General features: G+C 55.4%; 23 protein-coding genes. 13 read left to right on the top strand and 10 right to left on the bottom strand.

Translation table 11 applies throughout. The features are described from left to right. The first annotated feature begins 193 nt into the window (after window positions 1-193). The gene (locus ACR0L9_RS01060) at window positions 194-3,286 is read left to right on the top strand and encodes a hypothetical protein (protein ID WP_480894419.1); all 3,093 of its coding nucleotides are present in this window, start codon (window positions 194-196) and stop codon (window positions 3,284-3,286) included. A 225-nt stretch (window positions 3,287-3,511) separates the two neighbouring features. On the opposite strand, the gene tcuB is transcribed toward ACR0L9_RS01060, so the two are convergent. From tcuB to ACR0L9_RS01045, 3 genes are read right to left on the bottom strand one after another with little or no spacing between them, the layout of a single operon-like run. Further along, entirely contained in the window at window positions 3,512-4,582 is a 1,071-nt protein-coding gene (gene tcuB, locus ACR0L9_RS01055; RefSeq protein WP_480894417.1) for a tricarballylate utilization 4Fe-4S protein TcuB, read from the bottom strand. Next, window positions 4,572-5,966 (bottom strand): FAD-dependent tricarballylate dehydrogenase TcuA, encoded by a 1,395-nt coding sequence (tcuA, locus tag ACR0L9_RS01050; RefSeq protein ID WP_170609827.1) that lies wholly within the window; start codon window positions 5,964-5,966, stop codon window positions 4,572-4,574. The genes tcuB and tcuA overlap by 11 nt, the downstream gene beginning before the upstream one ends. Before the next feature lie 11 nt (window positions 5,967-5,977). Continuing rightward, a complete protein-coding gene (locus tag ACR0L9_RS01045) occupies window positions 5,978-6,658 on the bottom strand; it encodes a GntR family transcriptional regulator (protein WP_170392730.1) in 681 nt (226 codons plus the stop codon). Window positions 6,659-6,736: 78 nt separating this feature from the next. Between ACR0L9_RS01045 and ACR0L9_RS01040 the strand changes: the two genes are divergently transcribed. Then, window positions 6,737-7,801: an AbrB family transcriptional regulator gene (locus tag ACR0L9_RS01040; RefSeq protein WP_480894414.1), complete on the top strand. Its 1,065-nt coding sequence runs from the start codon at window positions 6,737-6,739 to the stop codon at window positions 7,799-7,801. Here the strand turns inward: ACR0L9_RS01040 and ACR0L9_RS01035 are convergent. The 5 genes from ACR0L9_RS01035 to ACR0L9_RS01015 form a co-directional block, all read right to left on the bottom strand. Then, complete coding sequence (locus tag ACR0L9_RS01035; protein WP_170565297.1) at window positions 7,770-8,750, bottom strand: D-2-hydroxyacid dehydrogenase family protein; 981 nt, start codon at window positions 8,748-8,750, stop codon at window positions 7,770-7,772. The genes ACR0L9_RS01040 and ACR0L9_RS01035 overlap by 32 nt on opposite strands. After that, window positions 8,747-8,983: a hypothetical protein gene (locus tag ACR0L9_RS01030; protein WP_170513062.1), complete on the bottom strand. Its 237-nt coding sequence runs from the start codon at window positions 8,981-8,983 to the stop codon at window positions 8,747-8,749. The genes ACR0L9_RS01035 and ACR0L9_RS01030 overlap by 4 nt, the downstream gene beginning before the upstream one ends. A gap of 51 nt (window positions 8,984-9,034) precedes the next feature. Beyond that, complete coding sequence (locus tag ACR0L9_RS01025; RefSeq protein WP_170565300.1) at window positions 9,035-10,123, bottom strand: 4-oxalomesaconate tautomerase; 1,089 nt, start codon at window positions 10,121-10,123, stop codon at window positions 9,035-9,037. A gap of 92 nt (window positions 10,124-10,215) precedes the next feature. Continuing rightward, window positions 10,216-12,246, bottom strand: coding sequence for a tripartite tricarboxylate transporter permease (locus ACR0L9_RS01020; RefSeq protein WP_480894412.1), 2,031 nt, complete (start codon window positions 12,244-12,246; stop codon window positions 10,216-10,218). Window positions 12,247-12,325: 79 nt separating this feature from the next. Then, the gene (locus tag ACR0L9_RS01015; protein ID WP_170402506.1) at window positions 12,326-13,414 is read right to left on the bottom strand and encodes a type 2 periplasmic-binding domain-containing protein; all 1,089 of its coding nucleotides are present in this window, start codon (window positions 13,412-13,414) and stop codon (window positions 12,326-12,328) included. Between the two features lie 139 nt (window positions 13,415-13,553). On the opposite strand from ACR0L9_RS01015, the gene ACR0L9_RS01010 reads away from it, so the two are divergent. The 9 genes from ACR0L9_RS01010 to ACR0L9_RS00970 all read left to right on the top strand — a co-directional run bounded on the left by ACR0L9_RS01010 (window position 13,554) and on the right by ACR0L9_RS00970 (window position 23,254). Beyond that, on the top strand, window positions 13,554-14,222 hold the full coding sequence (locus ACR0L9_RS01010; protein ID WP_170424968.1) for a response regulator transcription factor: 669 nt from the start codon (window positions 13,554-13,556) through the stop codon (window positions 14,220-14,222). Further along, complete coding sequence (locus tag ACR0L9_RS01005; protein ID WP_480894410.1) at window positions 14,219-15,586, top strand: sensor histidine kinase; 1,368 nt, start codon at window positions 14,219-14,221, stop codon at window positions 15,584-15,586. Before ACR0L9_RS01010 ends, ACR0L9_RS01005 begins: the two co-directional genes overlap by 4 nt. A 190-nt stretch (window positions 15,587-15,776) precedes the next feature. Further along, window positions 15,777-16,898 (top strand): aromatic ring-hydroxylating oxygenase subunit alpha, encoded by a 1,122-nt coding sequence (locus ACR0L9_RS01000; protein WP_480894408.1) that lies wholly within the window; start codon window positions 15,777-15,779, stop codon window positions 16,896-16,898. Next, complete coding sequence (betC, locus tag ACR0L9_RS00995; protein ID WP_480894406.1) at window positions 16,895-18,421, top strand: choline-sulfatase; 1,527 nt, start codon at window positions 16,895-16,897, stop codon at window positions 18,419-18,421. The genes ACR0L9_RS01000 and betC overlap by 4 nt, the downstream gene beginning before the upstream one ends. Window positions 18,422-18,453: 32 nt before the next feature. Beyond that, a complete protein-coding gene (locus ACR0L9_RS00990; protein ID WP_480894404.1) occupies window positions 18,454-19,221 on the top strand; it encodes an SDR family NAD(P)-dependent oxidoreductase in 768 nt (255 codons plus the stop codon). Further along, window positions 19,221-20,153: a 3,5-dioxohexanoate:acetyl-CoA acetone transferase gene (kce, locus tag ACR0L9_RS00985; protein ID WP_170597199.1), complete on the top strand. Its 933-nt coding sequence runs from the start codon at window positions 19,221-19,223 to the stop codon at window positions 20,151-20,153. The genes ACR0L9_RS00990 and kce overlap by 1 nt, the downstream gene beginning before the upstream one ends. Window positions 20,154-20,163: 10 nt before the next feature. Next, window positions 20,164-21,582: a gamma-aminobutyraldehyde dehydrogenase gene (locus ACR0L9_RS00980; protein WP_170597198.1), complete on the top strand. Its 1,419-nt coding sequence runs from the start codon at window positions 20,164-20,166 to the stop codon at window positions 21,580-21,582. Then, complete coding sequence (locus ACR0L9_RS00975; RefSeq protein ID WP_170597197.1) at window positions 21,582-22,322, top strand: SDR family oxidoreductase; 741 nt, start codon at window positions 21,582-21,584, stop codon at window positions 22,320-22,322. The genes ACR0L9_RS00980 and ACR0L9_RS00975 overlap by 1 nt, the downstream gene beginning before the upstream one ends. Beyond that, complete coding sequence (locus ACR0L9_RS00970) at window positions 22,322-23,254, top strand: 3-hydroxyacyl-CoA dehydrogenase NAD-binding domain-containing protein (protein ID WP_170818525.1); 933 nt, start codon at window positions 22,322-22,324, stop codon at window positions 23,252-23,254. The genes ACR0L9_RS00975 and ACR0L9_RS00970 overlap by 1 nt, the downstream gene beginning before the upstream one ends. On the opposite strand, the gene ACR0L9_RS00965 is transcribed toward ACR0L9_RS00970, so the two are convergent. Continuing rightward, window positions 23,232-24,329 (bottom strand): GlxA family transcriptional regulator, encoded by a 1,098-nt coding sequence (locus ACR0L9_RS00965; protein WP_480894401.1) that lies wholly within the window; start codon window positions 24,327-24,329, stop codon window positions 23,232-23,234. The genes ACR0L9_RS00970 and ACR0L9_RS00965 overlap by 23 nt on opposite strands. A 101-nt stretch (window positions 24,330-24,430) precedes the next feature. Between ACR0L9_RS00965 and ACR0L9_RS00960 the strand changes: the two genes are divergently transcribed. Beyond that, on the top strand, window positions 24,431-24,760 hold the full coding sequence (locus ACR0L9_RS00960; RefSeq protein ID WP_480894399.1) for an alpha/beta hydrolase: 330 nt from the start codon (window positions 24,431-24,433) through the stop codon (window positions 24,758-24,760). Window positions 24,761-24,849: 89 nt separating this feature from the next. Here ACR0L9_RS00960 and ACR0L9_RS00955 read toward each other — a convergent pair whose 3' ends face one another. Then, window positions 24,850-25,794 (bottom strand): alpha/beta hydrolase, encoded by a 945-nt coding sequence (locus tag ACR0L9_RS00955; RefSeq protein WP_480894397.1) that lies wholly within the window; start codon window positions 25,792-25,794, stop codon window positions 24,850-24,852. A gap of 118 nt (window positions 25,795-25,912) precedes the next feature. Between ACR0L9_RS00955 and ACR0L9_RS00950 the strand changes: the two genes are divergently transcribed. After that, complete coding sequence (locus ACR0L9_RS00950; RefSeq protein WP_480894395.1) at window positions 25,913-26,503, top strand: TetR/AcrR family transcriptional regulator; 591 nt, start codon at window positions 25,913-25,915, stop codon at window positions 26,501-26,503. Window positions 26,504-26,872 lie beyond the last annotated feature (369 nt).

Genomic DNA, 26,872 nt, shown 5'->3' with positions numbered 1-26,872 from the left:
TAGCTGGCAGATTTTTGCGGGAATCGGCAATAAATGCTACGATAGCTTTGTTGGCAGGATCGCCGCTGGGTCTCTCCGGCCATCGCGCTTCGTTATTCTTTTTTATTACAACAAGTTCTTTTTTTTGTCGTTCGGCCGGGCGATCCGGGGCCTCTGGGCCAGCGTTTCAGATTGATTTTGAACGGAGGCAGACATGCCCGAAACGGTATTTGAACGCGCGCCAGACGGCGCGATCATTGGACTTCAGCATCATGGCGACCCTCTTCGAGGGCGTTCTAAAGGAACCAGTGCGCTGGATGTGGCGCAGGCTTATGCCGCCGAAGTGGCGGGGCTTTACCGGATAAAGCCTGATTTTCTTGACAGGCTCGGCGAGAGTGTTTCAGGCAAGTACAATCGCGAGGAGGGCAGCAAGCTACGGCTGGAAGAAGCCAAGGCAGTACAGTCCTTTCTGGTCTACACATTTCGTCAGACACATCACGGCATCCCGGTCTGGGAGCGCGGTCTGACACTGCGCATGGCCGGCCCAGACAATGTGGTCACCGGTTCGTCCTCAAGTGTTGCTGCCGATATCGAACTCAGCAACGCCCCTACTCCGCCTGCTGGCCGCGACAAACAAGCTGGCACGGTTCTGCGCGAAGCTGTGAAAGGGGCCAAGTTCACAAAATTTAAGGTTAATGACACCCGGGACTTTGTCTATCGCTACGACGCAGAACATCGCCTGCCACACAAAGAACCAGGCGAGATCGAAGGGGCCGAGTTAACCCCGCTGCCAGAGATTGGTCGTGTACCAAAGGGCATCAAGGACGGCGAATGGCGTTTCGTAAGCCTTGTGCATTTTGGCTGCAAAATTCCCGACTACGGAGAGCTGAACTGGCGAGCATTGGTCGATTGGGAAACCGGCGCGGTGCTTTACATCCGGCCATTGGTGGGGTGTGTTTCGGGTTACGTCTTCACAGACGACCCGATATCACTTTCAGGAGATTCAGAGCTTGATCCGACGGCCCCGGTTGCGCTTTTGGATGCGCAACGCGAACTGGTGGCGCTGGAACGGTTGATATTACCGGGCGGTGGCGCACCGGTGGAACTAAGCGGCGAATTGGTGGCGGTACGGGATCTCGACACACCAAACATCGCCCCACCGACTGAAAACGCCGGTGCAGCATCGATCTTTGATTATCCCGCCGACAGCGACGATTTCGCGGCGGTCTGTGCGTACTACAACCATGATTTCCTGTATCGCTTCGTCCAGTCTTTGGGCTTCGATCTGCCCAGCTATTTCGACGGGGTGACCTTCCCAGTGGATGTTGATCACCGCTGGTTCAATCCCATTGCAGGACCGGTGAATGCTCAGGCGCCAGGCAATGCCATAGGCGATGGTGTGCTACGCTTTCGTTATGCGCTTGCGGCAAATGGCTCCACAGTCGGCATGGCCACAGACTCGCGCGTATCGGCGCATGAATTCGGGCACGCGGTGCTATGGGATCATCTCAATTGGCCCAATTTCGGCTTTTGTCATGGCTTTGGTGACGCGCTGGCGGCAATACTCTACGATCCTCAAGGTATTGCGCCGGATCGTTTCCGTACCTTCCCCTTCAGCAACCTGATCACCCGGCGATGGGATCGGTCGGTCGCCTCGGGTTGGGGCTGGGGTGGCACGATGGACGTGGGCGGATATCGGTCAACCGAGATCAATGCCACTACTTTGGGCCGAATCTATCGATCTCTCGGAGGTGATTCCACAGAACTAGACGACAGGCTGCATGCCAGCCGCTACACGATCTATCTGATCCTGCAGGCGGTGCCGCTTTTGGCCGGGATCGTGCCCAACACAGTCGAAGGTTTTTCCCGCGCCTTGCAGGAATCAGACGAGAACACCGCTCAATTCGACGGTGCAGCCGGAGGCTGGGCACACAAAGTGGTACGCTGGGGCTTTGAGAAACAGGCGCTCTACAACGGATCCCCGCCTGATGTTGACGTCTTCATTGATGACGGACGACAGGGTGAATACCCTTGGCACCAACCGGGCAACAATGCTCCCGGCATCTGGAATCGGCACCGTCCTGACGGCGGCACCGACCACGAGACTCCGCGCCGCTGCGTCGAGAATTATCTGTATTTCCGGATCGGCAATCGCGGCAACTACCCAGCCCAATCAGTGACTTTGTCACTAGCCCGCGCGACCGAAGGCAAGGGCACCACATGGCCGGATGACTGGGATCCGCTGATCGTAGGCGAACCTATCGGCCAATCAGTGCATTGTGGCGACGAAGTGATCGTCGGCCCGATCCCATGGTGCCCCGAGGACCTGTGCGAGGAATACATTCTTGCCAGCGTGGATACGCCAGAAGACCGCAGCAATGTCGAAACGATCGCAGGCAGTCTGCCTGTCGATCGACTGGCGCTTGGTGACAACAACGTCGCCCTTCGCCGAATGGAGGTGAACCGCGCCGAAGATGACACCCCTTGCTGCGAGGAGGAAGAAACGAAGATGACCTATCGTTACGCCGTCAAGTTCGTCTGCGGCTGTTCCAAGGGCCGCATTTTGTCCCAGGGCCGCTATCACACAGCAATCAACATCGGAAACGGCAGCGGAGATGCTGTGCGTTTTCGTAAACGGGTGTCGTCGGCCTTGCCAAACGAAAAACCGGGTAATGTCTCGGCCAGAACGAAGAACAAACTCGGTCCCTGGGAATCGATGGAGATCGATTGCGAAGATGTGGCACGACACCTGCGGGTGGCCGAATGCTGTTTCCTGAAAGGGTTTGTCTTTATCGACAGCGAAACACCGCTGGACGTGGTCGCGGTCTACACCGCTGCCCATGGTGAAGGCGAAGTGGAAACCATCGATGTCGAACCGGTCGTGCCTCGGCTGATCAAAAAGGTACCGCCCCCGCCACCGCCACCTCCGCCGCCGCCCCCACCCGAGGACAAGCCGGACCTGATCCCGGTGCAGCCCTTCCCTCCCGGCCCGCCACCCTTCCCGGCTTGGTATTGTGAGGAGCCGCGCAAGTTGAGGATCATTGTGCGTAACATTGGTGCAGGGGCTGCCGGGCCTTCGACCACGCGGGTCGATTTCTTCCAGAGCGGCGTGGTGGTCGATCTGCCGACACCAGCACTGGGGCCAAACGGGGATGAGACCACGCTATCGCTCGAATTCCCGGACGAGGTCAAAGGTGGCGAGCAGATCCCCTTCAAGATCACCGTCAATGCCAATCCGGCCGATGGTGTGACGGAGACAGACACCACCAACAACAGCGACTCTTCCTCCTGCGGCCTGGCCAGCTAAAGCAACTGGGGGTGGCCCGGGCCATTATCGGCCCGGGCTGCGCGATCTAGAGGTGCCGGTCGCAAGGCTGCATCATGATCGTGATTGCGCTCTACGTACGGGAGGGCAATTTGCTTCAACGACACCAAGGTGGGACCGCCCTGTCTGATCCCAAAGTCAGACCTCAAGCTGCGATTTAAGTTTACTTTTTCACCGTTTCCCAAGGAGCGACAGGGTCGCCGCAGCCTAGTAACTATCTCTTTTCCGTTGCGCATCCTTAATAAGAGCAGCAAGCCGATAGAAACCGTGGGCCATCTTGGTGTAGGGCGTTAGCAGGAAGAATGTCAGGACCGATCCAAGATGAATAGCAAGCAACGCGGGCATCAAAGCCGTTGATCCGAAAGCGTAAAGAACAAGTCCGCTAAAACCGACGAATCCCAGCAACAGGATGAAACCGATATCGCCGCCCCATGCCGAAGCATCACCTAGATTACGATCGGACCTTTGCTTGAGAATTACCATGGCGCAGCAACCCACTGTCAACATCACACCGCCGGAAATTCCGAATAGTTTGGGCAAAGACCAGAACCCGTACGGCGCGTGAATTCCAAAGCCATAATGCATAACCGTTGCAATCGAGGTCGACGCGAAGCAAAGCAGGAAGCCATACATGATCGCGTGGTGAATATGACGTCGCGCCTGACTGAACCGGTCTTCGTCTTCAAAATTACAGCCTTCACCATGACCTGCGGCAAGATCCTGCATTTTGCCCGCTCGTTTGAAGGCGGCCAGCAGGTCCGCCATTTTGATGGGTTTTCCCCCCACCTCGGCCCAATAGCGCCTTAGGCTGATGGCAATGCTAAAGAGTGGCAGCAAGAATGCCGGAGCAAAAATCGCAACCATCGCATTATGCGACAGAACGGCATAAAATCCGTCCCCTCCGCTGGAACCTATCGCGCGAACTGCCCAGAACAACAGGGCAAATCCGACCACAAGTGCCAGCGCAATCGCCCCGCCATGGGTGTGAAATCGGCGCGCCAACGGCTGCGGCCATGCGAAGCTTTCCCAGCTGTCCCTCCGTACCTCGGCCAGAGCCTTCGGCAAATTCAGGTCGAACTCGTGCGGGGCTGTGTACTGGCAGGCGTAGTAGCAGCCGCGGCAGTTGTGGCACAGGTTGGCCAGTTGCGTGATGTCCCCATCCGAGAACGCGCGTTCCGCATGAAGCGACGGAAAGACCGAGCAATAGCCCTCGCAATAGCGGCAGGCGTTGCAAATTTCAGCCTGACGGCGGGCTTCCTGTATCAATTCAATTTGCATAAGCGGCGGCCTCACGTCCTGCGATGCGTCCAAAGACGGTTCCGATGGTCATGCCGAAACCGGCTAGATAGCCTTGCCCAAGGATCGAGCCCGCCATGGTTTCGCCAGCCGCCCACATGTTTTTGATCTTGCCGTCGGCGCTCGAACATTGCGCGGCATCGTCGACTTTGAGGCCCAAATAGGTGAAGGTTACGCCCGTACGCAGCGAATAACCGTAAAATGGCGGCTCGGTGATCGGACGCGCCCAGTTGGTCTTGGGCGGGTTCAAGCCAGATGTTGAAACGCCGTCCAGCTCTGTCGGATGAAAGGCGCTGGTGTCTCCGCAGGCGGCGTTGAATTCAGCGATTGTTGCGGCCAACTTTTCGGCAGGCAGGCCCATCATCCCGGCCAGTTCTTCCAACGTATCTGCCTTCAGCGGTGGAAACACCGACGGCATGAACAGATTCAACGAATTGGCGTCGATGACCACATAGCCAACTTGATCTGGTTGGGCTGCCACCAAGCGCCCCCAGATTGCATAGCGCTTGGGCCAGACATCCTCGCCCTCATCGTAGAAGCGCTCGGCATCCTTGTTCACGACGATCGAAAACGGCACACAATCCAGACGGGTGACAATACCACCGTCAAATTTCGGTGCACGCCCATCGATAGCAACGGCGTGGCATTGGGTCGGGTCGCCAACACTCTCGACGCCTTGATCCAGAAGATCAGCTAGGACCACGCCTCGGTTATAAGGAGTGCCTCGGATCAGAAAGTTTTTTGCAGGCTCACCCCATGCACGGGTCAGCCAATCCGTATCGGCCTGAAACCCGCCCGAGGCGACGATGACTGCGTTTGGCATTATCCGGTGGTTTTGACCTTCATAGGTATAGTCGACCCATTCGATCCGATCACCGTTCAGCTCCAAATGCGTGACGGCGGCTTCATACAAAACATCGATACCCAAACCCGCCGCAGTTCGGTAATAAGCATTCACCAGAGACTTCCCGCCTCCCATAAAAAAGGCATTTGTCCGTGCCAAAGAAAGTGTTCCGGAAAGAGAGGGTTGAAACCTGACACCGTGCTCTTCCATCCATGGCAGGCATTCCTCGGAAGTGCGGATCGCAAGGCGGGCCAGATGCTCATCAGTTTTGCCGCCGGTGACCTTCATCAAGTCCGCGAGATATTCGTCTTCGCTATACTCTTCGATCAACGGGCCCAAAGGGCCACCATGCATGCAGCGAAAATTGCGCGTATGGCGCGAGTTTCCTCCGCGATAGGGTTTTGGTGCGGTTTCCAGTATCAGAACGCGGGCACCGGCTTCGGCGGCGGTCATCGCGGCGCATAGAGCAGCGTTCCCGCCACCGATCACAGCGATATCGTAAGCTTCCTTTTGGGTGGCCATATCCTGTCTACCTAGTGATTTTCGTCGGTTGTCCGATCGCGTTCCTGCAACGCCCGGATACGCATTCGTTGTGCGGCCTGAATATGCCCGCGCATTTCTGTCTCGGCCGCCGCGCCGTCACGGGCCTTCAGCGCGGCCATAATACGCCGATGTTCAGCGACTGCCGCTTCGGCCCGATCCCCGTCCAACAATTGCGACGGCCCAAGGATCAGCAGCGCCTTCTGCAAGGACAACATGGATTTCGCGAGAAATCGGTTCTTGGCTGCATCCAAAAGCGTGGCGTGAAATATCCGGTTGATCCGAGCCGCGTCTGGACCTGTGCCAGCCTCGGCCAAACGATCATTCAAAACGTCCAACTCGTCCAATTCGACATCCGACGCCGCACGCGCTGCTAGACGGGCCGCAGTGCCCTCGAGCACTGCGCGCATCTCATAGAGTTCCATCACCTCGGCGTAATCCAGACTGCGGACGGTCGCGCCCTGCCGCGGTACATGCGTGACCAGGCCGTCGGTCTCCAGCTGCCGGATCGCCTCGCGCACCGGTGTTCGGCTGACACCCAACCGTTCAGACAGCTCAATCTCGCGCAGGCGCTCGCCGGGCAGAAGGGTGCCCTCGCGAATCTCATCCAACAGGCGTTGATACGCCGAATTGCCTTGCGGGCCAGGCTGTAAGGGGTCGTCCTGAATGGTCATCGCGTGCTCACTTGTCTTCTTGCGTCCATTTGTATACACTTGGATACATAGTGAGTCAATATTGTCGGAAGCTGCACTTTGCCCACCCAGAACAAAACACCTTCTCTCCTCGCAAAGCGGGCCCTAACACTGGGCTTGGCACTTCTTGGCACAGGGCTATTCTGGGCGTTGAATCTGCCATTGCCTTTTCTGTTCGGCCCGATGAGCGCGTGTCTGATCGCGGCTCTGGCTCATGCTCCAATGGAAGGCTTTGGTCAGGTCTCGATTGCTGCGCGCACCATACTCGGCGTGGCTGTAGGGGCTTCGATTACCCCAGCCCTATTTGCAGAACTGCCGAAGATGGCAGCGTCGATTGCACTGATCCCGTTCTTTATCCTGCTGATCGCGCTGGTCGGAGTGCCTTTCTTCCGCAAGGTCTGGGGCTTTGATACCACGACCGCGTTTTACGCGGCCATGCCCGGCGGATTGCAGGATATGATCATCTTCGGGGCCGAGGCTGGCGCTAACCCGCGAACGCTGTCCCTGATCCACGGAACCCGCGTTCTGATTATTGTAACGCTGGCCCCTCTGTTTCTTACGGCGTTTTACGACGCCCAACTCACCAACCCAATCGGAGAGCCCGCGCGCAACCTGCCGATACATGAATTGGCGCTGATGGTTCTTGCTGCCTTTGTCGGCTGGAAAGGCGGTGAGCGGATCGGCTTGTTCGGAGCGTCGATTCTAGGGCCAATGATCCTGACGGCTGCGTTGTCACTGGGCGACTTCATTCACACCCGACCGCCTCGCGAGGCCATCCTTGCGGCTCAGTTCTTTATCGGCTGCGGAATCGGCGTGAAATTCGTAGGTGTCACATGGGTCGAACTACGCCGTGTGGTAGCGGCGGGATTCGCCTATGTCATTGTCCTCGCCGTTCTGGCAGCCGCTTTCACCGCCGTTGTCACCACCTTGGGGCTGGGCCAACCGGTCGAGGCATTTTTGGCCTTTGCCCCCGGCGGGCAGGCAGAAATGACAGTTCTGGCCATCGTCTCAGGCGCGGATCTGGGCTTTGTGATCACGCATCATCTGACAAGGATCGTGTTGGTAATCATCGGTGCGCCGATAGCGGCCAACCTTATCCTGCGCTGGTCCAAACCTCGGGGTTGATCATGTGAACCGGAGCGTCTGCAGCGTAGGCGTTCACTTGATCGAAAATGTCCGAAAATTGCAGATCGAACTCATCCTCGGTCACAAAGCCGATATGCGGCGTCGCAATCAGATTTGGATGCGAAAGCAAGGGGTCTTTCGGATCATTGAGGGGTTCGGAATCGAAGACATCGATTGCGGCCTTCCCGGGATGGCCGGCATTCAGCGCCCCAAGCAATGCCCCTTTTGCAATAAGGCCAGCACGAGATGTATTCACAAACAGTGATCCCGGCTTCATGTGCGCGAAGTCTGACGCAGTAATGATGCCGTTTGTGCCTGGCTTTAGGCGAACATGGATCGAGACAACATCGCTGTTGGCAAAGAAAGCTTCGCGGTTCGCGGCGACCTGAACACCATCCGCCTGCGCCCGAACCCGACCTTCATCTGAGGACCACCAGACTACATTCATTCCAAATGCCTCGGCGTAGCCCGCGACAGCGCGTGCGATACGGCCATAGCCGTACAGTCCCAGCTGCCGCCCTCTCAGCGTCTTGCCAACTCCGGCCTGCCACCGCCCCGCTTTGACCGAGGCCATCTGCGCCGGTAAATCGCGCATCCCAGCCATGATCAGCGCCCAAGTGAGTTCGGCTGCAGCATATGAAGGCGTTCCACCATGCATGTTCGAACACAGCAGAACACCGTTGTCCGAGCATGCCTGCACATCAACGTGCGGATACACGCTGCGCTGACTTATCAATCTCAGGTTCGGCAGCTTTTCGATCAACTCGCGGGTAACCTTGGTGCGTTCGCGAAACAGAACCAACGCTTCGGCCTTCTGCAACCGTGCTGCCAATTCATCGGTATCCTCGACATGATCTGTCCAGATCTTCACTTCATGGTCGGATAGCTTCCCAAAACAAGGCAAGCCCTGCAGTGTATCAAACCAATCATCCAGAATGTGAACCTTCATCGACTTTCCAAACCCTGCCCGGTATTCAGTTTTCTTGGCGTCGGCACAAAATGCAGCGTATCGAGTGCTGCAAGCGCATTGCGGACCCGCTCGCTTTGATCCAGCAAATGGTTGAACTGCTCATCGCACCCGGCGATCGGTGTCGGGTATTCCGCAATGTCCCGCCGCAGGACCGACTGCGCCAGCCTTAGTTCCTGACGCGCAATATCGAGGCATTCAGAATAATTGTTCATCGTGGCACCTTCATATTGTATACCTTAGTATACATAACGGAGATCCCAGTTTCAACTGCCACTCCACACAGATCCGGGTATGTAAACATGCCCATCTGCAAGCTTTCGCGCAGTCCGCACCAGACCAGCAGAGTTTACGTTGAAGTCCCCGTCATTCGAGAAGTCCACCAGCACATCAATCTTCCCAGAAGCGTGTTCCAGCACAACTTCAGCCGGGCTTGCCTTAGGTCGGTTCAACAACCCATCAGCGACGGTTCCGGGCGTCAAAGCACAAGACGCCATGCACTGCGCACCCGTAACGGCCATTGTCGGGTGAGTTTTCCATGGCATGAAATACCGAACTGCAAGGGTTCCGCCCTCTTCGGCTGGTGCCAACAGCCCGAATTTGGGGGTTACCGATTTCGATACATCCCCCATACCCATCAGTTCCCCGGCTTCGATCCGAACTGCCTCCATCTGGGCAAAGAAAGAGCGGTTGGCGTCCAGTTCTTCTGCGCTTTCATACCCAGTTAGTCCAAAATCGGTGGCGCGGGCCATAGCCATAGGCATGGCGACATCCATACAGGTCAGTTCGACCCCTTGCACCGTATCGCGCAGATTTCCGGTGGGCAGAAATGCACCTGTTGCCGAACCCACAACTCCCATAAAACTCAGTTGTACCGGTGCAGATTGCCCAGGAACTCCGGCAATCTCGGCATCGCCCTCATAGGCCAGTTCACCACCCGGGGTCTGCACTTTGGCAACCACTCGCGCACCCGTATTAACTGCGCGTATCCGGACCACGGTCTCATCGCCTTGAGGCTGAAACAAACCCATTTCAATTGCGGCCGGAGCGACGCCGGAAAGAATGTTTCCACAAGTTGGCTTGAAGTCGACCAGCTTTTCCTCAACCGAAACCTGCGCGAAGAAATAATCGATATCGGCCCATTCATCATCGCTGACAGATAACATGGCTACCTTGGTCGTCACAGCAGTACCGCCACCGATTCCGTCAATGTTAAACGCCTGCCCAGCCCCTAGGGCAGCGACCAGCACATCAGCCAACGTGTCCATATCCACGGGCAGGTCAGAGCGACGAAAATAGGGCCCCCGCGAAGTGCCGCCACGCATAAAAATATACGGGATTGCTGTCTGGGTCATCTCGAACCCCTCCTCTACAAACCGTCAAAAACTGTTGTGTTTTCAGCTTTGTCCGACCTGTCTGCTTCGCAGGCCGGACCTCAGTGGAGCATTCATTTCAGTGGCCATGGCAGGCTCACCATGTCTTGCAACAGTCCCGGTGGGAAATCCCGGTTCAGAGCGCCTGCCATGACGCACATGAAACCGATGCCGCAGGCTGTCAGGATCAGCGTCATCTGCCAGCTTGAACCGGCTCGAATGCGGAAGAAGGCAATCAGAAACCCGATCAGGGCTAGGATGAAACCAACAACCCACGTTGCCGCGATAAGACCTGCAAACCACGCCAACGTCGACCAAAGCCCATGCGGAGCGCTCGCATCTTCACCAGCAATTTCCTTATCGGCAAAGATTGCATCACCCTCGGGTCTCCGCATCATCTGGATCAGCAGGATCACGCAGCAGAACAAGGACACACCGCCGATCACCAACGGGATGATCTTGTCGGTCATGTTGTAGTCTGGGATCATGTTGGCGTTGATCAATGCCGCGATTAGGTAAGCCATGATCACCAGCAGGAAGATCAACGGCGCGCGCTTGCTGCCAGACTGGACTTCACCTTCGGCCATGATCATCTTAGCCTGCCGAATTCCTAAAATGACCGAAGCCACAGTGACCAAGATCAGAACAATCACGATCGGGCTGAAGACATACTCCATGCCCTCACCAAAGCTTTTGCGGAACCGGAATGAGGCAATCTGGAACGCCTGATTGGTAAACTTCTCAACCGGGTTCGACAGCACGAACCCAATAAGAAAGGCCGGACGCGACCAATCGAACCGGCGCAGGAAGATCCCGATCAGGCCGATCACGAACAGCGCCAGAAGGTCTTCGAAGTTCTGACCGGACTGGAAGGCTGCAAAGCTGATCAGCATAAACAGGAAAGGTGCCAGATAGGTGAAGCGGATCGTTGTCAGCTTGGCGATGCCTCCGGAAGCCGCGATGCACAGGATGGTGCCCACGACGTTAGCAAGCGCCAAAAGCCAAACGATCGAATAGGTGATGTCGAGATTGTCCTTGAGCATGCTTGGACCGACCTCGATGTCGCCAGACCCCAACAGAGCCACTGCGCCGATGAAGATCGCCATCGAGCCCGAGCCGGGAATGCCGAACAGTAGCGTTGGCACCAGCCCGCCGCCTTCCTTGGCGTTGTTTGAGCTTTCTGGCCCGATGACGCCACGCACTTCGCCCTTGCCGAAGTTGCTTTTATCTTTGGTCGATTGAACCGAATGGCCGTAAGCGATCCAGTCGACGACCGAACCGCCTAGGCCGGGAATGACGCCAACGACCACCCCGATGATCGAGCAGCGAACAGACAGCCAAATATTCGCGGCCCAGTCTTTGACGCCGTCCAGCCAACCCGCCCCCAGCGAAGCCCCTTTGGCAATCGATCGATCCTGCCGCAGCAACGAGACGATTTCGGGAACGGCAAAGATGCTCAATCCAACGATGACCAGCTTCAAACCATCTGTCAGATACGGAATATCATAGGTTGCCATACGGAGCGAACCGCCAGCGTCCGCCTCACCAATTGTGCCCACCATCAACCCAAGCCCAGCAGCTGCGACGCCCTTTAAGGGGATGCGCCCAGCCAGAATGGCAACCATGGAAAGGCCGAGGATGGTGATCATCAGCATCTCTGGTAGACCAAACGCCAGAACGATGGGCCGCGCGACCAGAATGAACATTGTTAGGAAGGTTGCGCCGACCAAACCGCCAAACAGCGATGAAGCGAACGCGGCAGATAGTGCCCGCGCAGCCTCACCCTTCTTCGCCATTGGGAAGCCGTCCAGGACAGTTGCCTGAGAGGCGGAGCTGCCGGGGATCCCCATAAGAACAGAAGCAAAGGTGTCAGAGGTCGGAACAACGGCGACCATCCCGATCATCAGCGCCAAACCAAGTATTGGGTCCATCCCGAACATGAAAGGCAGCAACAGGGACAAACCGGCAATACCGCCAAGTCCCGGGAAAACACCTACGGCCAGTCCCATAACGACACCGAGAACAAGATATCCCAGTACGATAGGTTGCAGGATCAAACCCCACGCATCATTGAGCGCAGGAAGAGCGGTGGCGAAAACCTCCATAGCGGCCGCCTTTCATATACTGTCTTGTGTTTGAAAAAGCGCGCACCCGACATTGGGGTGCGCGCTGTGGTGTGTGGGCTTAGTTCAGCTCGACACCGTAGGCTTCTTTGAGCCAGTTCAGAACGTAGCCTTTGGCATTGTCGTCGACGTTTGTCGCGGTTTGCAGCGCCGCCTTGGAACCGTCGCCCACAAATACCGGGTACTTACCGACGCGTTTGGACGAAATATCAGCAAAGTCGCCGCGCTCGGTCACAGCCTGAAACGCTGCGGTGTAGGCGTCGACCACTTCCTGTGGTGTATCACCAGGCAGAAAAGCCAACTTCTGAACCGGGAAACCCGCGACAAAGAACGCTTTCCAAGCGTCCCACGCCTCGCCACTGGTTTCACAGCCATCCGTTGCCTCGCAAACCTCTTTGAAGGTTGGAATATCAGGGAAGGTCGGATCACGAACAATGTTTCCATCGGCATCCAGCGCCCCCCAGGTCATCATCGGCACAGCCTGACCGGCCTCAACCAGCGGGGCCGATCCACCCAAGTAGCCGGATGAGGTCTGATAGTCGATGTTAGCTTCGCCACGTTCGAACATCAGACGACCATCGCCACGGCCTTTGATGCCAAAGACTGGCTCAACGTTCATACCCAGCATTTGCCATGCCAACAGCGGCACGAGATCCAGACGCGTTGCGCCCTGCGAGCCGTAGATGAAGTTCGTGTCTTTCAACGCATTTGCGGAGCCATCAAACTTGGCACCATCTTCTGCGTTCAGATAGGCGACACCTCCCGTCCCGGACGCCATAACCGGGATCCAGTCGTTGTATTCATAACGCACGCGCGGATCGCTCAACAGATAAGGGAATTGAGTTGAACCGGAAGTGCCGAACAACAAGGTTCCATCATCGTGGCTTTGTTCCTGGAACCAGTTTGCGCCTTTGGTCGAACCGGCACCCGGCATGAATTTCACGACCACGGTCGGTTGACCCGGAAGAGCTTCGGACAGAAGCGGCGCAAAGAAGTTGGCCCATTTCGCCGAACCACCCGTTTCCGAGAACGGGATGACCCATTCGATGGTCTTGCCCGAGAAATCAACCTCGGCAGCGGCAGGTGCAGCGATACCGGCGGCGGCGATCAGCCCCACGACGGCGCGACGGGTGAAGTTGGAAATGGTCATTGGTTCCTCCCTGTTGACCAGACAATCACGTCATCGCCCCCGGCGCTACCGTGATCGCAAATAGAACTGTGGGGTTGATTCCCCCTCCCATCTGGCAATCATGGAGCGCCAACCTTGCGCGAAACTTGCAGGAGACCTAATGCGGATCGTCATAGTCGAGGACAATGAGCCACTCGCCAATGCCATTGCTTATCGCCTTCGTGACCGAGGTCATGCGGCGGATATACTGACTGACGGAGATGCGGCCGACCTGTACCTTCAACAAGAAGGCGCGGATTTGATCGTTTTGGATATCAACCTACCCGGCCGGTCAGGGTTGGACATCCTGAGATCGCTTCGCGAACGTGGTGACAGTGCGCCCGTGATCCTGCTAACAGCGCGCACCGAAACAAGCGACCGGGTGACCGGTTTGGATATGGGCGCAGATGACTATCTGGTCAAACCCTTCGAAATGGACGAGTTAGAAGCACGCGTCCGAGCGCTTTCTCGGCGCAAAGAGCTTGACTACGGAGCGCGGGAGAGCATCGGTAGCCTGGAATTCGACCGTGCATCGCGTCAGGTTAGTGTTCAGGGCGAAGTCATGGATATACCACGGCGGGAAATAGCGGTGCTTGAATGCCTGTTGGAGCGTCGGGGCAGAATTGTTCCTAAAAGCCAACTCACAGATTATGTCTATGGCGTTGGGGCCGATGTCGATGACTCAGCTGTTGAACCTCATGTGTCGCGGTTACGAAAACGCCTTCAAAATCTCGGCATTAAGATCAAGACAGCGCGCGGTCTGGGGTACCTTCTTGAGGTGCAGAAGTGATCAGGCACGGCTCCCTCAGGCTACGACTCTTCATTCTTATCCTGACACCCTTGGTATTGCTTGCGATCCTTCTTGGGCTTTGGCGCTTTATGATTGCCCAGGAAACGGCTCAGGAGCTGTTTGACGACAGCCTGCTATCTGCCGGTCTTGCAATTTCACGAGATGTTGCGATTTCAGGAGGTGACGCACTTTCGCCCACCACGCGCAGCTTGATCCGCGACGCGTCGGGCGGAGAGATCTTTTATCATGTTACGGGCCCGGGTGGCATCTACGTGACTGGCTATGCATACCCTCCGGCACCCGCGAACCCGTCTGCACAAGAGGCGAACAGGCCGCAGTTTTTCGAAGCACTCTATCGCGACGAGCCAGTGCGAGTTCTTAAGCTGACAGAACGTGTGACCATAGAAAATCTCATAGGAGATGCGACGGTCACAGTTTGGCAACGTATGGCGGATCGCAACGCGTTTGCAAATGAGCTGTCAATCCGCGCAGGAATTCTCATGGGAATCCTACTTGCCACTCTGGCATTTGTGGTATGGTTCGGAGTTGCTCGCGGGCTGCGGCCCCTCCTGGATTTACAGGACGCAATCGACCTGCGCTCACCAGATGACCTGAGTGAGATCAAACGCGCGGTACCGATCGAGGTTCAAGGTGTCGTCAAAACCTTGAATCGACTCTTTGGACAGGTGGAAAAAAGTATCAATGCCCATCAGGTGTTCATATCCGAAGCCGCACATCAGCTACGTAACCCTGCGGCCGCCGTTCAGTCGATGGCCGAAGCGCTTCGAGATGCGAAAACCGATGAAGACCGCGATAAACGCATCATCGAGCTTGTCGCAGCGGCAAAGAACTCAGCAACAGTCGCTGAACAACTGCTATCACTTGAACGGCTCAGGCAACCGACGCACCAAGATCAAATGGTTGAAATTGATTTCCGCTCGGTTGTCGAAGAAGCCTGCGCAGAAATGGGAGTTCACATTCTTGCAAAAGGCATCGAGTTTGATGTCACGATGCCCGAGACGGCGGTCATAGTATCAGGTGATCAGGTGTTTCTAACTGAAGCTCTAAAGAACCTGTTAGACAATGCTGTTAAGCACGGTGGCGCTAAACTAAGCCGCATTTCAGTCGTCCTGCGTTCTGACGGCGGAAACGTTAGGCTTACTGTCGCTGATGACGGCGCTGGCCTTTCGCCCGACCAAAGCGAAGCTGCATTTAGTCGGTTCTCCCAGTTGGAATATTCCGAAGGCAGTGGCCTGGGTTTGTCAATCGTCTCTGCGGTGGCGCAGCGCCACGACGGATCAGTCTTAATCAACCAGGTCGAAAGAGGAGCGAGCGTTACGCTTGAGCTTCCGATAATCCTTTGAATTGTTTCGTTTTTGACAAGTCCGACACCTATAAGGGTTGAATTGCTCCTCGACTAAATCCGGCGCTTGAGAGATTGAAACAGAGTCCCCGCAGGTCAAATAACTGTCGAAAATGATCAAACTAGCGGCCGATTAAGCATATCCCCGATTCTCACTTGAAATAGGTTTAAGTTTAACGGGAGAGGGCAGCATGACCGATTCAGAAACAATTTCCTTGGGCTATCACGTCGATCCATCACGCTCTAGCTCGTTACAGGCTGCGGCATACACACAGGACAAGTGGTTTGACGCAGACCTTCGCTCCATCCTCTCCAAAACTTGGCAATGGGTGTGTCATGTCGAGAAAACACAAGAGCCGGGATCATATGTAACAGTGGATATTGCCGGTCAACCTATTGCGGTTGTGCGCGACAAAGAGGGTAAGCTTCGCGCCTTTTACAACGTTTGCAAACACCGTGCCCATGAACTGCTATCAGGCGAAGGCAATACCACACGGATTATGTGCCCCTATCATGCCTGGGTCTATAAGCTTGACGGGCAATTGGCGCGTGCGCCACATACTGAAAACCTCGAAGACTTCAACAAGGATGAGATTTGCCTCGACGAAGTGCAGGTCGAAGAGTTTTGCGGCTTTGTTTTTGTCAATTTGGATCCGACGGCTGCCTCTTTGTCAGAGCAATCCGGAAACCTGGAAACCGAGGTGCGCCATTGGGCACCGGATGTGGATCAACTCACTTTTGGCCACCGTCTGACCTACGACATCAAGTCGAATTGGAAGAACGTCGTGGACAATTTCCTTGAGTGCTATCATTGCCCTACGGCCCATAAGGATTTTTGTGACCTCGTGGATATGGATACCTACAAGGTTACAACCTACGGCATCTACTCCAGCCATATGGCTGACGCAGGCAACAGTCCAAATACCGCCTATGACGTCTCGAACGCCACGGTGAAAACTCACGCGGTTTGGTGGCTCTATCCCACCACTTGCCTGATGCGATATCCCGGACGGTCCAGCATGATCGTGTTGAACATCATACCTGTTGGGCCAGATCGGACGCTTGAAACTTACGACTTCTTCCTTGAGACGCCGGAACCCGACCCGATGGAGTTGGACGCAATTCGCTATCTGGACGAAGTTCTTCAGGTCGAAGATATCAGCCTTGTCGAAAGTGTGCAGCGCGGGATGAATACACCTGCGTTCACCCAAGGTCGGATCGTCAATGACCCGGACGGGTCCGGCAAGTCCGAGCACGCCGTTCATCACTTCCATGGCTTAGTCTTGGACGCTTACGCAAAAGGTGCCACGTGACGCGGCCAAACATCCTTGTGGTCATGGCGGACCAATTGGCTCCGCATTTCACAGGGGCGTACGGGCATAAGGTCGCCAAGACGCCACATCTTGACGCGTTGGCCGCGCGCGGCAGGCGCTTCGATGCAGCTTACTGCAATTCCCCTCTCTGTGCGCCTTCACGGTTTTCCTTTATGTCGGGTCAGCACATCAGTCGCATCGCAGCTTACGACAATGCATCCGAGTTCAAGGCTACGGTGCCGACATTTGCGCATTATCTGAAATCGCTGGGCTATCGTACATGTTTGGCAGGCAAGATGCACTTTGTCGGGCCGGATCAGATGCATGGATTTGAGGATCGTGTGACAACCGACATCTATCCTGCTGATTTCGCGTGGACCCCGGATTGGGAGGCCCCGGATGAGCGGATCGACAAGTGGTATCACAACATGCAAACGGTGAAGGAAAGCGGCGTTGCCCACGCGACTTTCCAGATCGACTATGACGACGAGGTCGGTTTTGCTGCCAAACGCTGGCTGTTCAATGCGGCCCGAGACAAAGCGCTTGGCAATGACGCGCCTTTTGCGATGGTTGCAAGCTTCATTCACCCGCACGATCCATATGTAGCCCGACCAGAATGGTGGAACCTGTATGCGGAAGATGAAATTGACTTGCCCGCGTTTGTGCCCGCGTTGGAGGATCAAGACCCCTTTTCACGACGTTTATTGGATGGGATCGAAGCGTCTTATGTGCCACTGACCGAGGAAGAAATCCTGCGCGCGCGCCATGCCTACCTGGCAAACGTCAGTTACTTCGACAGCAAAATCGGAGAGCTGGTTCAAACCCTCGAAGAAACGGGCGAGTTGGACAGCACCATTGTGATTGTCACAGCCGACCATGGCGACATGCTGGGTGAACGAGGGCTGTGGTACAAAATGAACTTCTTTGAGCACTCCGCGCGAGTTCCGTTAGTCATGGCCGGGCCGGGCATTGCGGTTGGAACGGCGCAGAATGCGGTGTCACTGGTCGATCTGTTGCCGACATTTATCGACATCGGCGGCGGTGATGAGACGATGATCGGAGAGCCGATCGACGGTCGTAGCCTTATGCCTCTGGCTCGGGGTGAAGAAGATTCAGTTGATGAGGCGATCGGAGAATATTGTGCCGAGATGACGGGCTATCCTGTGATCATGATCCGGCGCGGACCCTTAAAATATATTCATTGTGATAGCGACCCACCGCAGCTCTATGACCTGAGTGCTGACCCGATGGAAACGAAGAATTTAGCTTCGGACCCAAGCCACTCCGACGCGAAAACTCGTTTTGCAGCCGAAGTCGCCGAACGGTGGGACGGCAGTGCTTTGCGAAAGAAGATAATCGCCACGCAAAAATCGCGCCGTGCATTACATGCCGCGATGGAGGCCGGTGCCAGCGAGCCTTGGGACTACAACCCGCCGTCCGATGCAAGTCAGCAGTATGTACGCAACAATATGGATTGGACAGTGGCTGCACGCCGCTACCGCTATCCGCCATTGAAGGATTGAAACCAATGATGCTGAACGGAAAAGTTGCTCTCGTGACTGGTGCCCGCGGTGGAATCGGGCGCGCGATTGTCGCTCGGTTTCTAAGAGAAGGCGCAACGGTATTTGCCGCTGATCTCACACCGGAAGGGTCGTTAGATCAACACGACGACGACGGCAGTCATTTTGTTAAGCTGGATGTGACTCAAGAAGCAGACTCGGTTGCGGCGATGGATCATGTGCGCGCCGCACACGGAAAGTTGGACATCCTAGTGAACGCGGCGGGGATCGAGATCGAAAAAACGGTTGAGGAGACTACGCTGGAGGAATGGAACCAAAGCTTTGCCGTAAACTCCACAGGCACTTTCCTGACCTCGAAATACGCCCTCCCCCTAATGCGCGAAGCGGCGAAGACAGGGAATAGCGCAAGCCTTATCAACTTTGGCTCCTACGACGGGTTCATCGCAGACCCTGGGCTTGCGGCCTATTGCGCGACCAAGGGTGCAGTTCACGCTTTGACCCGCGCAATGGCTTGCGATCATGGCCCAGAAGGTATCCGGGTGAATGCCATCTGCCCTGGCTATATCGACACTCCAATGCTGCAGAGCTTCTTCAACGGCGATGGATCCGGCGGAGGAGGTGACAACATTGAAACGCTGCAAAAGGCCGTGCGCGATGTTCATCCAATGCGGACCTACGGGACGCCCGAGGATATTGCAAATTTGGTCAACTGGCTTGCCTCGGACGAGGCGCGCTATGCCTCTGGCCAGTTGTGGGTTCTGGACGGGGGGCTGTCTGCACAAGTGCAGCAGATGAAACTCTGATGCCCAAGCCAGTCATTATCACTTGCGCGCCGACCGGAGGCATCCATACGCCGTCAATGTCACCGCATCTGCCGATTACACCGGCCGAGATTGCGACGGCCAGTATTGAGGCGGCCCAGGCAGGGGCATCAATCATTCACCTGCACGCACGGCACCCGGAGACAGGAAAACCCGATCCCCGACCTGAGCTGTTCAAGCAGTTTCTACCCGTAATCAAGCAGTCCACCGATGTTGTGATGAATGTCTCGACCGGCGGCGGCTTGGGGATGTCGATGGATGAGCGGCTGCTGGCGGCGACATCTACCAGCCCAGAGATGGCATCGCTCAACATGGGATCCATGAACTTTGGTATCTTTCCGATGCTGCAGAAATACACCGAGTTTCAGCACGACTGGGAACGGCCATTTTTGGAGATGACGGAAGACTTTATCTTTCCCAACACTTTCAAAACAATTCGTTACGCCATCGAAAAACTTGGTGGAGATCACGGCACCAAGTTCGAGTTCGAATGCTATGATCTTGGACATCTCTACAACGTCAAATGGTTCGTGGATCAGGGCCTGATCAAACCGCCATTTTTCATTCAGATGGTATTTGGCATCTTGGGTGGCGTTGGCGCAGATGCGGACCATCTGACTCACATGCACAACACAGCCGATAAGCTGTTCGGAGCAGAGAATTACGAATGGTCGGTCCTTGCCGCTGGTCGTCACCAAATGCCATTTGCGACCCAAAGCGCCATGCGGGGCGGTAACCTGCGTGTCGGCCTCGAAGACAGCCTGTTCATCGGCAAGGGTGAGTTGGCAAAATCTAACGCGGAACAGGTCACGCGCATCCGATCAATCGTTGAAAACCTTGGCCTTACGGTCGCGTCGCCAGCAGAAGCCCGCATGCGGCTCGCACTAAAAGGCGGCGATCAGGTTGGCTTCTAAGGAGATGCATATGCAGACGAACATGTTGATCAACGGTGAAATGGTCGAAGGGATCGGAGAGGCCTTGGACGTCCTGAACCCTGCAACAGGCGAGGTAGTCGGTGCTGTAAAAGAAGCCAGCGATGCACAGGTCGAGGCGGCGGTGCGCGGCTCAGCAGAGGCATTTGAAACCTTTTCGGTTACGCCCCCTGCAGAACGCGCTGCAATCTTGCTTCAGATAGCTGATGTTATCGAGGCGAACAGCCATGAGTTGGCAGAACTTGAGAGCCTAGATGTGGGAAAACCCTGGCCATCGGCTCATGATGATGAAATGCCGCTTACGATTGATGTCTTTCGCTTTTTCGCCGGGGCTGCGCGCACCATGATGGGGTCTGCCTCTGGAGAGTATGTCGCGGGTCATACGTCGATGATCCGGCGCGACCCCATTGGCCCTGTCGCCGCCATCGCCCCTTGGAACTACCCGCTGATGATGGCGTCCTGGAAGATTGCTGCACCAATTGCGGCAGGATGTTCGGTGGTGTTGAAACCGTCCGAGATCACGCCGCTATCTACTCTGCGACTCGCAGAACTGTTACAAGATGTTCTGCCAAAAGGCGTGCTAAATGTGATCCATGGTCGCGGGCCCTGCGTGGGGAATGCCCTGATGAACAGCCCACAGATGGAAGGGATCAGTGTTACGGGTTCTCCGGCGACAGGCATGGCTGCAATGCGGGCTGCTTCCCAGAAAATTAAACACGTTCATCTGGAATTGGGCGGCAAGGCGCCAGTCATTGTCTTTGATGATGCTGATCTCGATGCTGTGGCCGAGACGATCCGATATGGCAGCTACTTCAATGCCGGTCAGGACTGCGCACAGCCTTGCCGCGTGATGGTTGCAGACAGAGTTTACGACAAACTTGTGGCCGCGATTGCCGATCAGGTTGGCCAGATCCAGATCGGTGCACCGAAAGCTCAAGGAACGGAAATGGGTCCGCTTGTCTCTGCGACTCAGCGGGATCGTGTAGCGGGTTTTGTTGATCGCGCACGCAGCAGCTCTGAAATCGTTTCCGGTGGGGCGTCTGGCGAAGAAGACGGCTTTTTCTACCAGCCGACAGTCATCGCCAATGTCGACAATACAGCAGAGATTGCCTGCAATGAGGTTTTTGGACCCGTTGTAACTGTCTCTCGGTTTTCTGAGGCAGAAGATGCGTTGAAGACCGCCAACAACGGACCTTACGGGTTGGCCTCATCGGTTTGGACACGAGATGTTGGGAGAGCAATGCAAATGACGTCCAAGTTGCGCTATGGATTCACCTGGGTAAACACGCATGGGGTTGCGACCCCCGAGATGCCATGGGCCGCGATGAAGGGCTCAGGAACGGGCAGTGATATGTCGGTCTATGCGCTGGATGCTTACACCGCAGTCCGTCACGTTATGGTGGCACACTGATGCGGTTAGCTGGGAAACGCGCCTTTGTTACAGGCGGCAAACAGGGCATTGGTCGCGGCATCGCTGAGGCCTTCGCAGCCGAAGGTGCGGCTGTCGCCACCTGCGGGCGCGGCCCGCAACCAGATGATCTACCGGATCACGTAGCATGGTATACGCTGGATGTATCCAATCCCGAAGCGGTTGCACGTACTGCCCGAACAATCGGCCTGGTAGATATCCTGGTAAACAACGCCGGCGTTCAGGTCGAAAAAACGGTGACCGAAAGCACAGACGCGGATTGGGATTTGGTGATGGGAGTAAACGCACGAGGCGTTTTTAACTGTTGCCGCGCCTTTATCCCGAAAATGTCTCAGGGTGGTTCGATCATCAACATTGGTTCGATCTCGGGCAATGCCGCTGACCCATCGATGGCGCTCTACAATGCTTCAAAAGCGTTTGTGCATGGACTTACACGCTCTATCGCAGTGGACCATGGACCTGCGGTGCGCTGCAATGCAATCTGCCCGGGATGGATTGAGACGGGCATGCTGGACGCAGCATTCGAACTCGCCCATGACCCGGAAAAGGCTAGATCAGACGCGCTGGCACGCCATGCGGTCAAACGCTTTGGTAAGCCCGCAGACATTGCTGCGATGGCTGTTTGGCTAGCTTCTGACGAGTCGTCTTTTGCGACTGGCCAAGTGTTCACTGTAGACGGTGGTATGACTGCGGCATCCCCCCTGAATCCGGGACTGTTCTGATGTCGGAAATCGAAAGAACCGCCATTCTCGGAGCCGGTGTCATCGGGGCAAGCTGGGCAGCGCTGTTCCTCGCGTCGGGTCGCAGTGTGACCGTATTTGATCCCGATCCGAGCGCTGAGGCATCCGTCCGTAAATACATTGAAAAGGCGCGGCCTGCGTTAGAAGAATTGGGCCAAGTTGGCCACGCCACCCGAGATGCGATCACCTTTGCACCGACCGCAGCTGAGGCCGTGCGAAACGCGCAATTCATTCAGGAGAATGTGCCCGAGCGGTTGCCGATCAAACATTCCATCTATGCGGAAGTTGAGCCAGAGTTGGGCGCTGAGGCAATAGTTTCAAGCTCAACATCCGGCCTAACACTTGAGGCTCTCCAACAGGGATGGCGCGATCCGAGTAAGCTCATCTTAGGTCATCCGTTCAACCCGCCACATCTCATTCCGCTGGTCGAGTTGACAGCGAACGACGCCACCGGTTCAGATGTTCTGAACCGAACAGAGACGTTCTACGAAGACCTGGGCAAAGTCACGATCCGGATCAAGAAGGGCATGCCCGGACACGTCGCAAACCGCTTACAAGCTGCAGTATGGCGCGAGGCCGTCCATATGGCGATTGAAGGCGTTGCCAGTGTCGAAGACATCGATAAAGCGATGTGGGCCGGCCCCGGATTGCGGTGGGCCGCGATGGGTCCGACGACGCTTTTCCACCTGGGTGCAGGCGACGGCGGTCTGCGGGCCTTCTGTGACCATTTCAAGGATACATTCAATGGCTGGTGGGACGACCTGGGCAACCCTCGTCTTGATGAGGATGTCATCAATAAACTGGTCGATGGCATTAACGATCAAACTCAAGGGCAAAGTACCGAAGAGTTATCAGCGCAACGCGACAAGATGCTTACGGCGATGCAAAAAGCTACCCAACACCTTCGGACTTAATATCAGGCTTGAACATTGGCCACGCGCGGAACTCGAATGGAGTACGGCCTTCAATACGGTCTGCAGTTGGTGTGAGGCCAAAACGGCTTCGATATGCCCGGCTGAAATGAACTTGCCCGTTAAATCCTGATGCTTCTGCAATCTCGCTGAATTTCAGCTCTGTTTGGGTTACTAGTCCACGCGCGCGATCAAGGCGTATGTCACGGTAGTACTCGATCGGCGACTTCTGGACATATTGCTGAAACAATCTGCTAAGTTGTCGTTGCGAAATCTTCAACCTCGCTGATATTTCAGGGATCGACAAAGTGGCTTCCAAATGTGCCTCCATCAAGTCGATCGCGTCCCTTACCACCCCAGAGGTGACATACCCCAGTGGCTCCACGTCTTTGGGGTTCTGTGATTGGCCCTCACCGCGTACATTGTGATGAAAAAGATATCGCGCAGATGCATTGGCGATACTCTCACCATCGACAGAGTGCACAAACCGCAAACCCAGATCAGTCGCTGCGGAACCCCCGCAACAAGTGAACATCTTTCCATCCATAACAATCATGTTCTCTGACACTGTGGTATCATGGGCCATTTCAGCAAAGGCATCGATGTGCTCATAGTGAACCGTCGCTGTCTTGCCTTTAAGCAGTCCAGCAGCCGCAAGAACAATCGCACCAGTATCCAAGCCGCCAACGATTGCTCCGCACGCCTCCCACTTCTGAAGGGCCACCTTAAACTGAGATGTTCCGTGACGTTCAGGTGACCAACTTGTACTCACCAGAACCAACCAGGGCTTGCGCCCAGTCACGGCCGCCAATGGGGCAGTGTCAACGACTAGGCCGCTGCTAGACTCGACTGGTCCACCGAGGTCCGAGACATAGGTCCAAGAAAATCGAGCCGAACCTGTCAGGTAATTGGCTATTCTGAAAGGATCCACGAAAGACGTAGTCGCCGAAACATTGAAATGCGGACTCACCAAGACAACGATATCTAGCTTGCGATCAATTGGATGGATCATGGCCGATTCTGTAAAATGGAGTCCAAAATTGTCAATTGTTTTTCGCAGGAGTGCAAGAGTTACCAATTCACGGGCTCAGTGTCGTGATGCACACCATGACGGAATGCCTCAAATACATTGATGACGTGAAAGCGTTTGCTTGCACGCAACCCGCGTCCATCAATGTCATGTCAAAGGTATCGATGGACGCGATGGGGCTGGCTGCGTTTCATAACGTTCTGGCCGAAGAGATTGAAAAGATTAGAGGCTTGCCCTTGGACAAAATGACCCCTCATCTTCACGCCAAAAACGTCACCATGCCGACATACACTGTGCAGAATAAGGATGATGTCTGGACGATCCCCGAAGACTTTCAGACCACTTATGTTCTGATCCCGGGCGAAGACAAGAAGCTACACTGGATTGAAAGCGGCGATACGCGACGCTTCATTGGATACAATTTCTTCGATGAACATCCTGAAACAATGATCGAGTTTTTCGACAAGTACATGCAGTGACGTCAAGGTTCTTTCGGAACCGGCCAAGCGATCCCGAAATTCATCATTCAAAATGGCAGAGGTCACGTAGTGACCTCTGCCTTATCAGTTTATCTGCCAAAGAACTCGGCAACTGCATCGGTCGACGCTTTCACAGCCTCCGGCTTGTAGTAAAAGTCCACGTGGCTGAATTCATCGAAAGCCAACTCCTCATGTTCATTCGTCAACTTCGCGACAAATTGGGTGGAGCACGGCGCTGTAAAGGCCGTGCTGCTGTAAATTGTCAGGGACGGTTGCACGATCTTATCGGCATAAGCTTCCCCGATGGAAATCAGAGACTGCATGCCCTGATCGCCGATATGCATGTTGGTATAGGTCGGAACCGCAACCGGGCCTTTGACTCCATCGCGCCCGTAGTAGTCATAGGATTCTCCGGCCATCGGGTTGACACCCGATCCAACAAATTCTTCCCGGGTTTGCTCATCATCCAGCCCAAATGGTGCGACATAATCCGGCTCGCCGGTTTCATACATCTTCTGCATCGAGGCGTTCGAGGCCGCGATTTGCTGATTGACCATGTTGCGGTCGGTCCATTGAAAACCATCTGCCGCCATCATGCCCGACACCATTGCAATTTTCTTGATGCGATGATCGGTCACGGCGGCGGATGCGATGATCGAGCCGCCTTGGCAAACACCAAGACCGAAAATCTCGTCAACGAACGGCAGAGTGCCAAGATAAGACACGGCGTCCCAGGTGTTTTCGATTAGCCGGAACATATAGCGGGACTGCTTGTGCTCCCCGGGGAGCGCGGGGGACGAGCCCATGCCGAGGTAGTCAAAACCAAGGTAGATGAAGCCCCGTGCGGCCATTTCCGGCCCGTAGGTGGCCGGGATCTGATCTTTGACCTGCGGGAAGGGGCTGGCCCCCACGATGGCCTTGTAGGTCTTGGTCTCATCAAAGCCTTCGGGCAGGTAGAGATCGCCCGCCAGATCCACGCCAAAGGATTTGAAGGTGACTTCGTTTTTGCCTGCAGTGAGATTTTGGGTCGTCATGGTCTTGGTCCTTTCGGGATCAGGCAGCATTGCGCCTTGCTAAAGTAAATCGTTGTGTTTACTTATGGTGGCAAGCAGTGCTTTGTAAACACTTCTTTTTACTTTTGGAGCTGAATTCGTGAAACGCACTGAAAAGAAACGTAAAGATATCATCGATGCGGCCATCGATGAGTTCAAAGAGCAGGGGTTTCTGGGGGCAAAGACCACTTCAATCGCGAAAAAAGCGAACGTATCGAGTCGCACGCTCTACAATCACTTCGAGAGCAAGGAGGCTCTCTTTGAGGCGATCTCACAGATCATGCTGGAGCAGAACCGGAGCATGGAGCCAGTGCCTTATGATCCGGATCGAGAATTCGTTGAGCAACTGAAGAACGCCTTGTGGCGCTACATTGGGGTGATCACAGATGAGACCGCCATCGGATTAAACCGGATGGTTATCTCAGAATTGATCCGTGACCTTGACCGGTCCCGGCAATTCTTCAGTGAAACCGCGACACATGACTACCCGATAACGAGGCTGATCAGCGAAGCCATGGATGCAGGCGTGATCCGAAAGGCTGATCCGGTTCTTGCGACCAACCAGCTTCTGGCGCTCGTCAAAAACTTTTTCTTTTGGCCGAAGTTCTTCCTTGGTGAGAACCCAACGCCGAAAGACGTACTGGACGATTGTGTCGCGATGTTTCTAAAGCACTACAAAGCGGACGTTTGATCGATCATCACCGAAACAGATCTTGGATGGCGGGTTCTTGCACCCACCGGGTGAATGACGGCATAGTGATGAACCGAGCAGCTCGCTGGTCATAATGTCTGATGCGAGATCTGGTTGTACCTCAGGTAAAGAGCAAGGCATCTGAAAAGCACCCCCAGTTTGAACGCTTAGCGTTTAGTTTCAAAAGGGTTACGCTCCCTTTTTGCGATGCGTGTCGTGCCAAGATCATCTTCCTCAGGCCTACCGGTACTTTCAACTGCGACAAATGCGAGACCCTTTGGGATCAAACACTTGATCGATGAACATTTGACTGGATTTCGATCAAACGACTGATAACTTGCCTCGCAGCGGTTTTTGGTTGCAACAGCG

The organism is Ruegeria sp. I3, from assembly GCF_056532525.1.
Note: the sequence above shows the minus strand (reverse complement) of the source record. Positions and strands in the feature narration are given on the sequence as shown.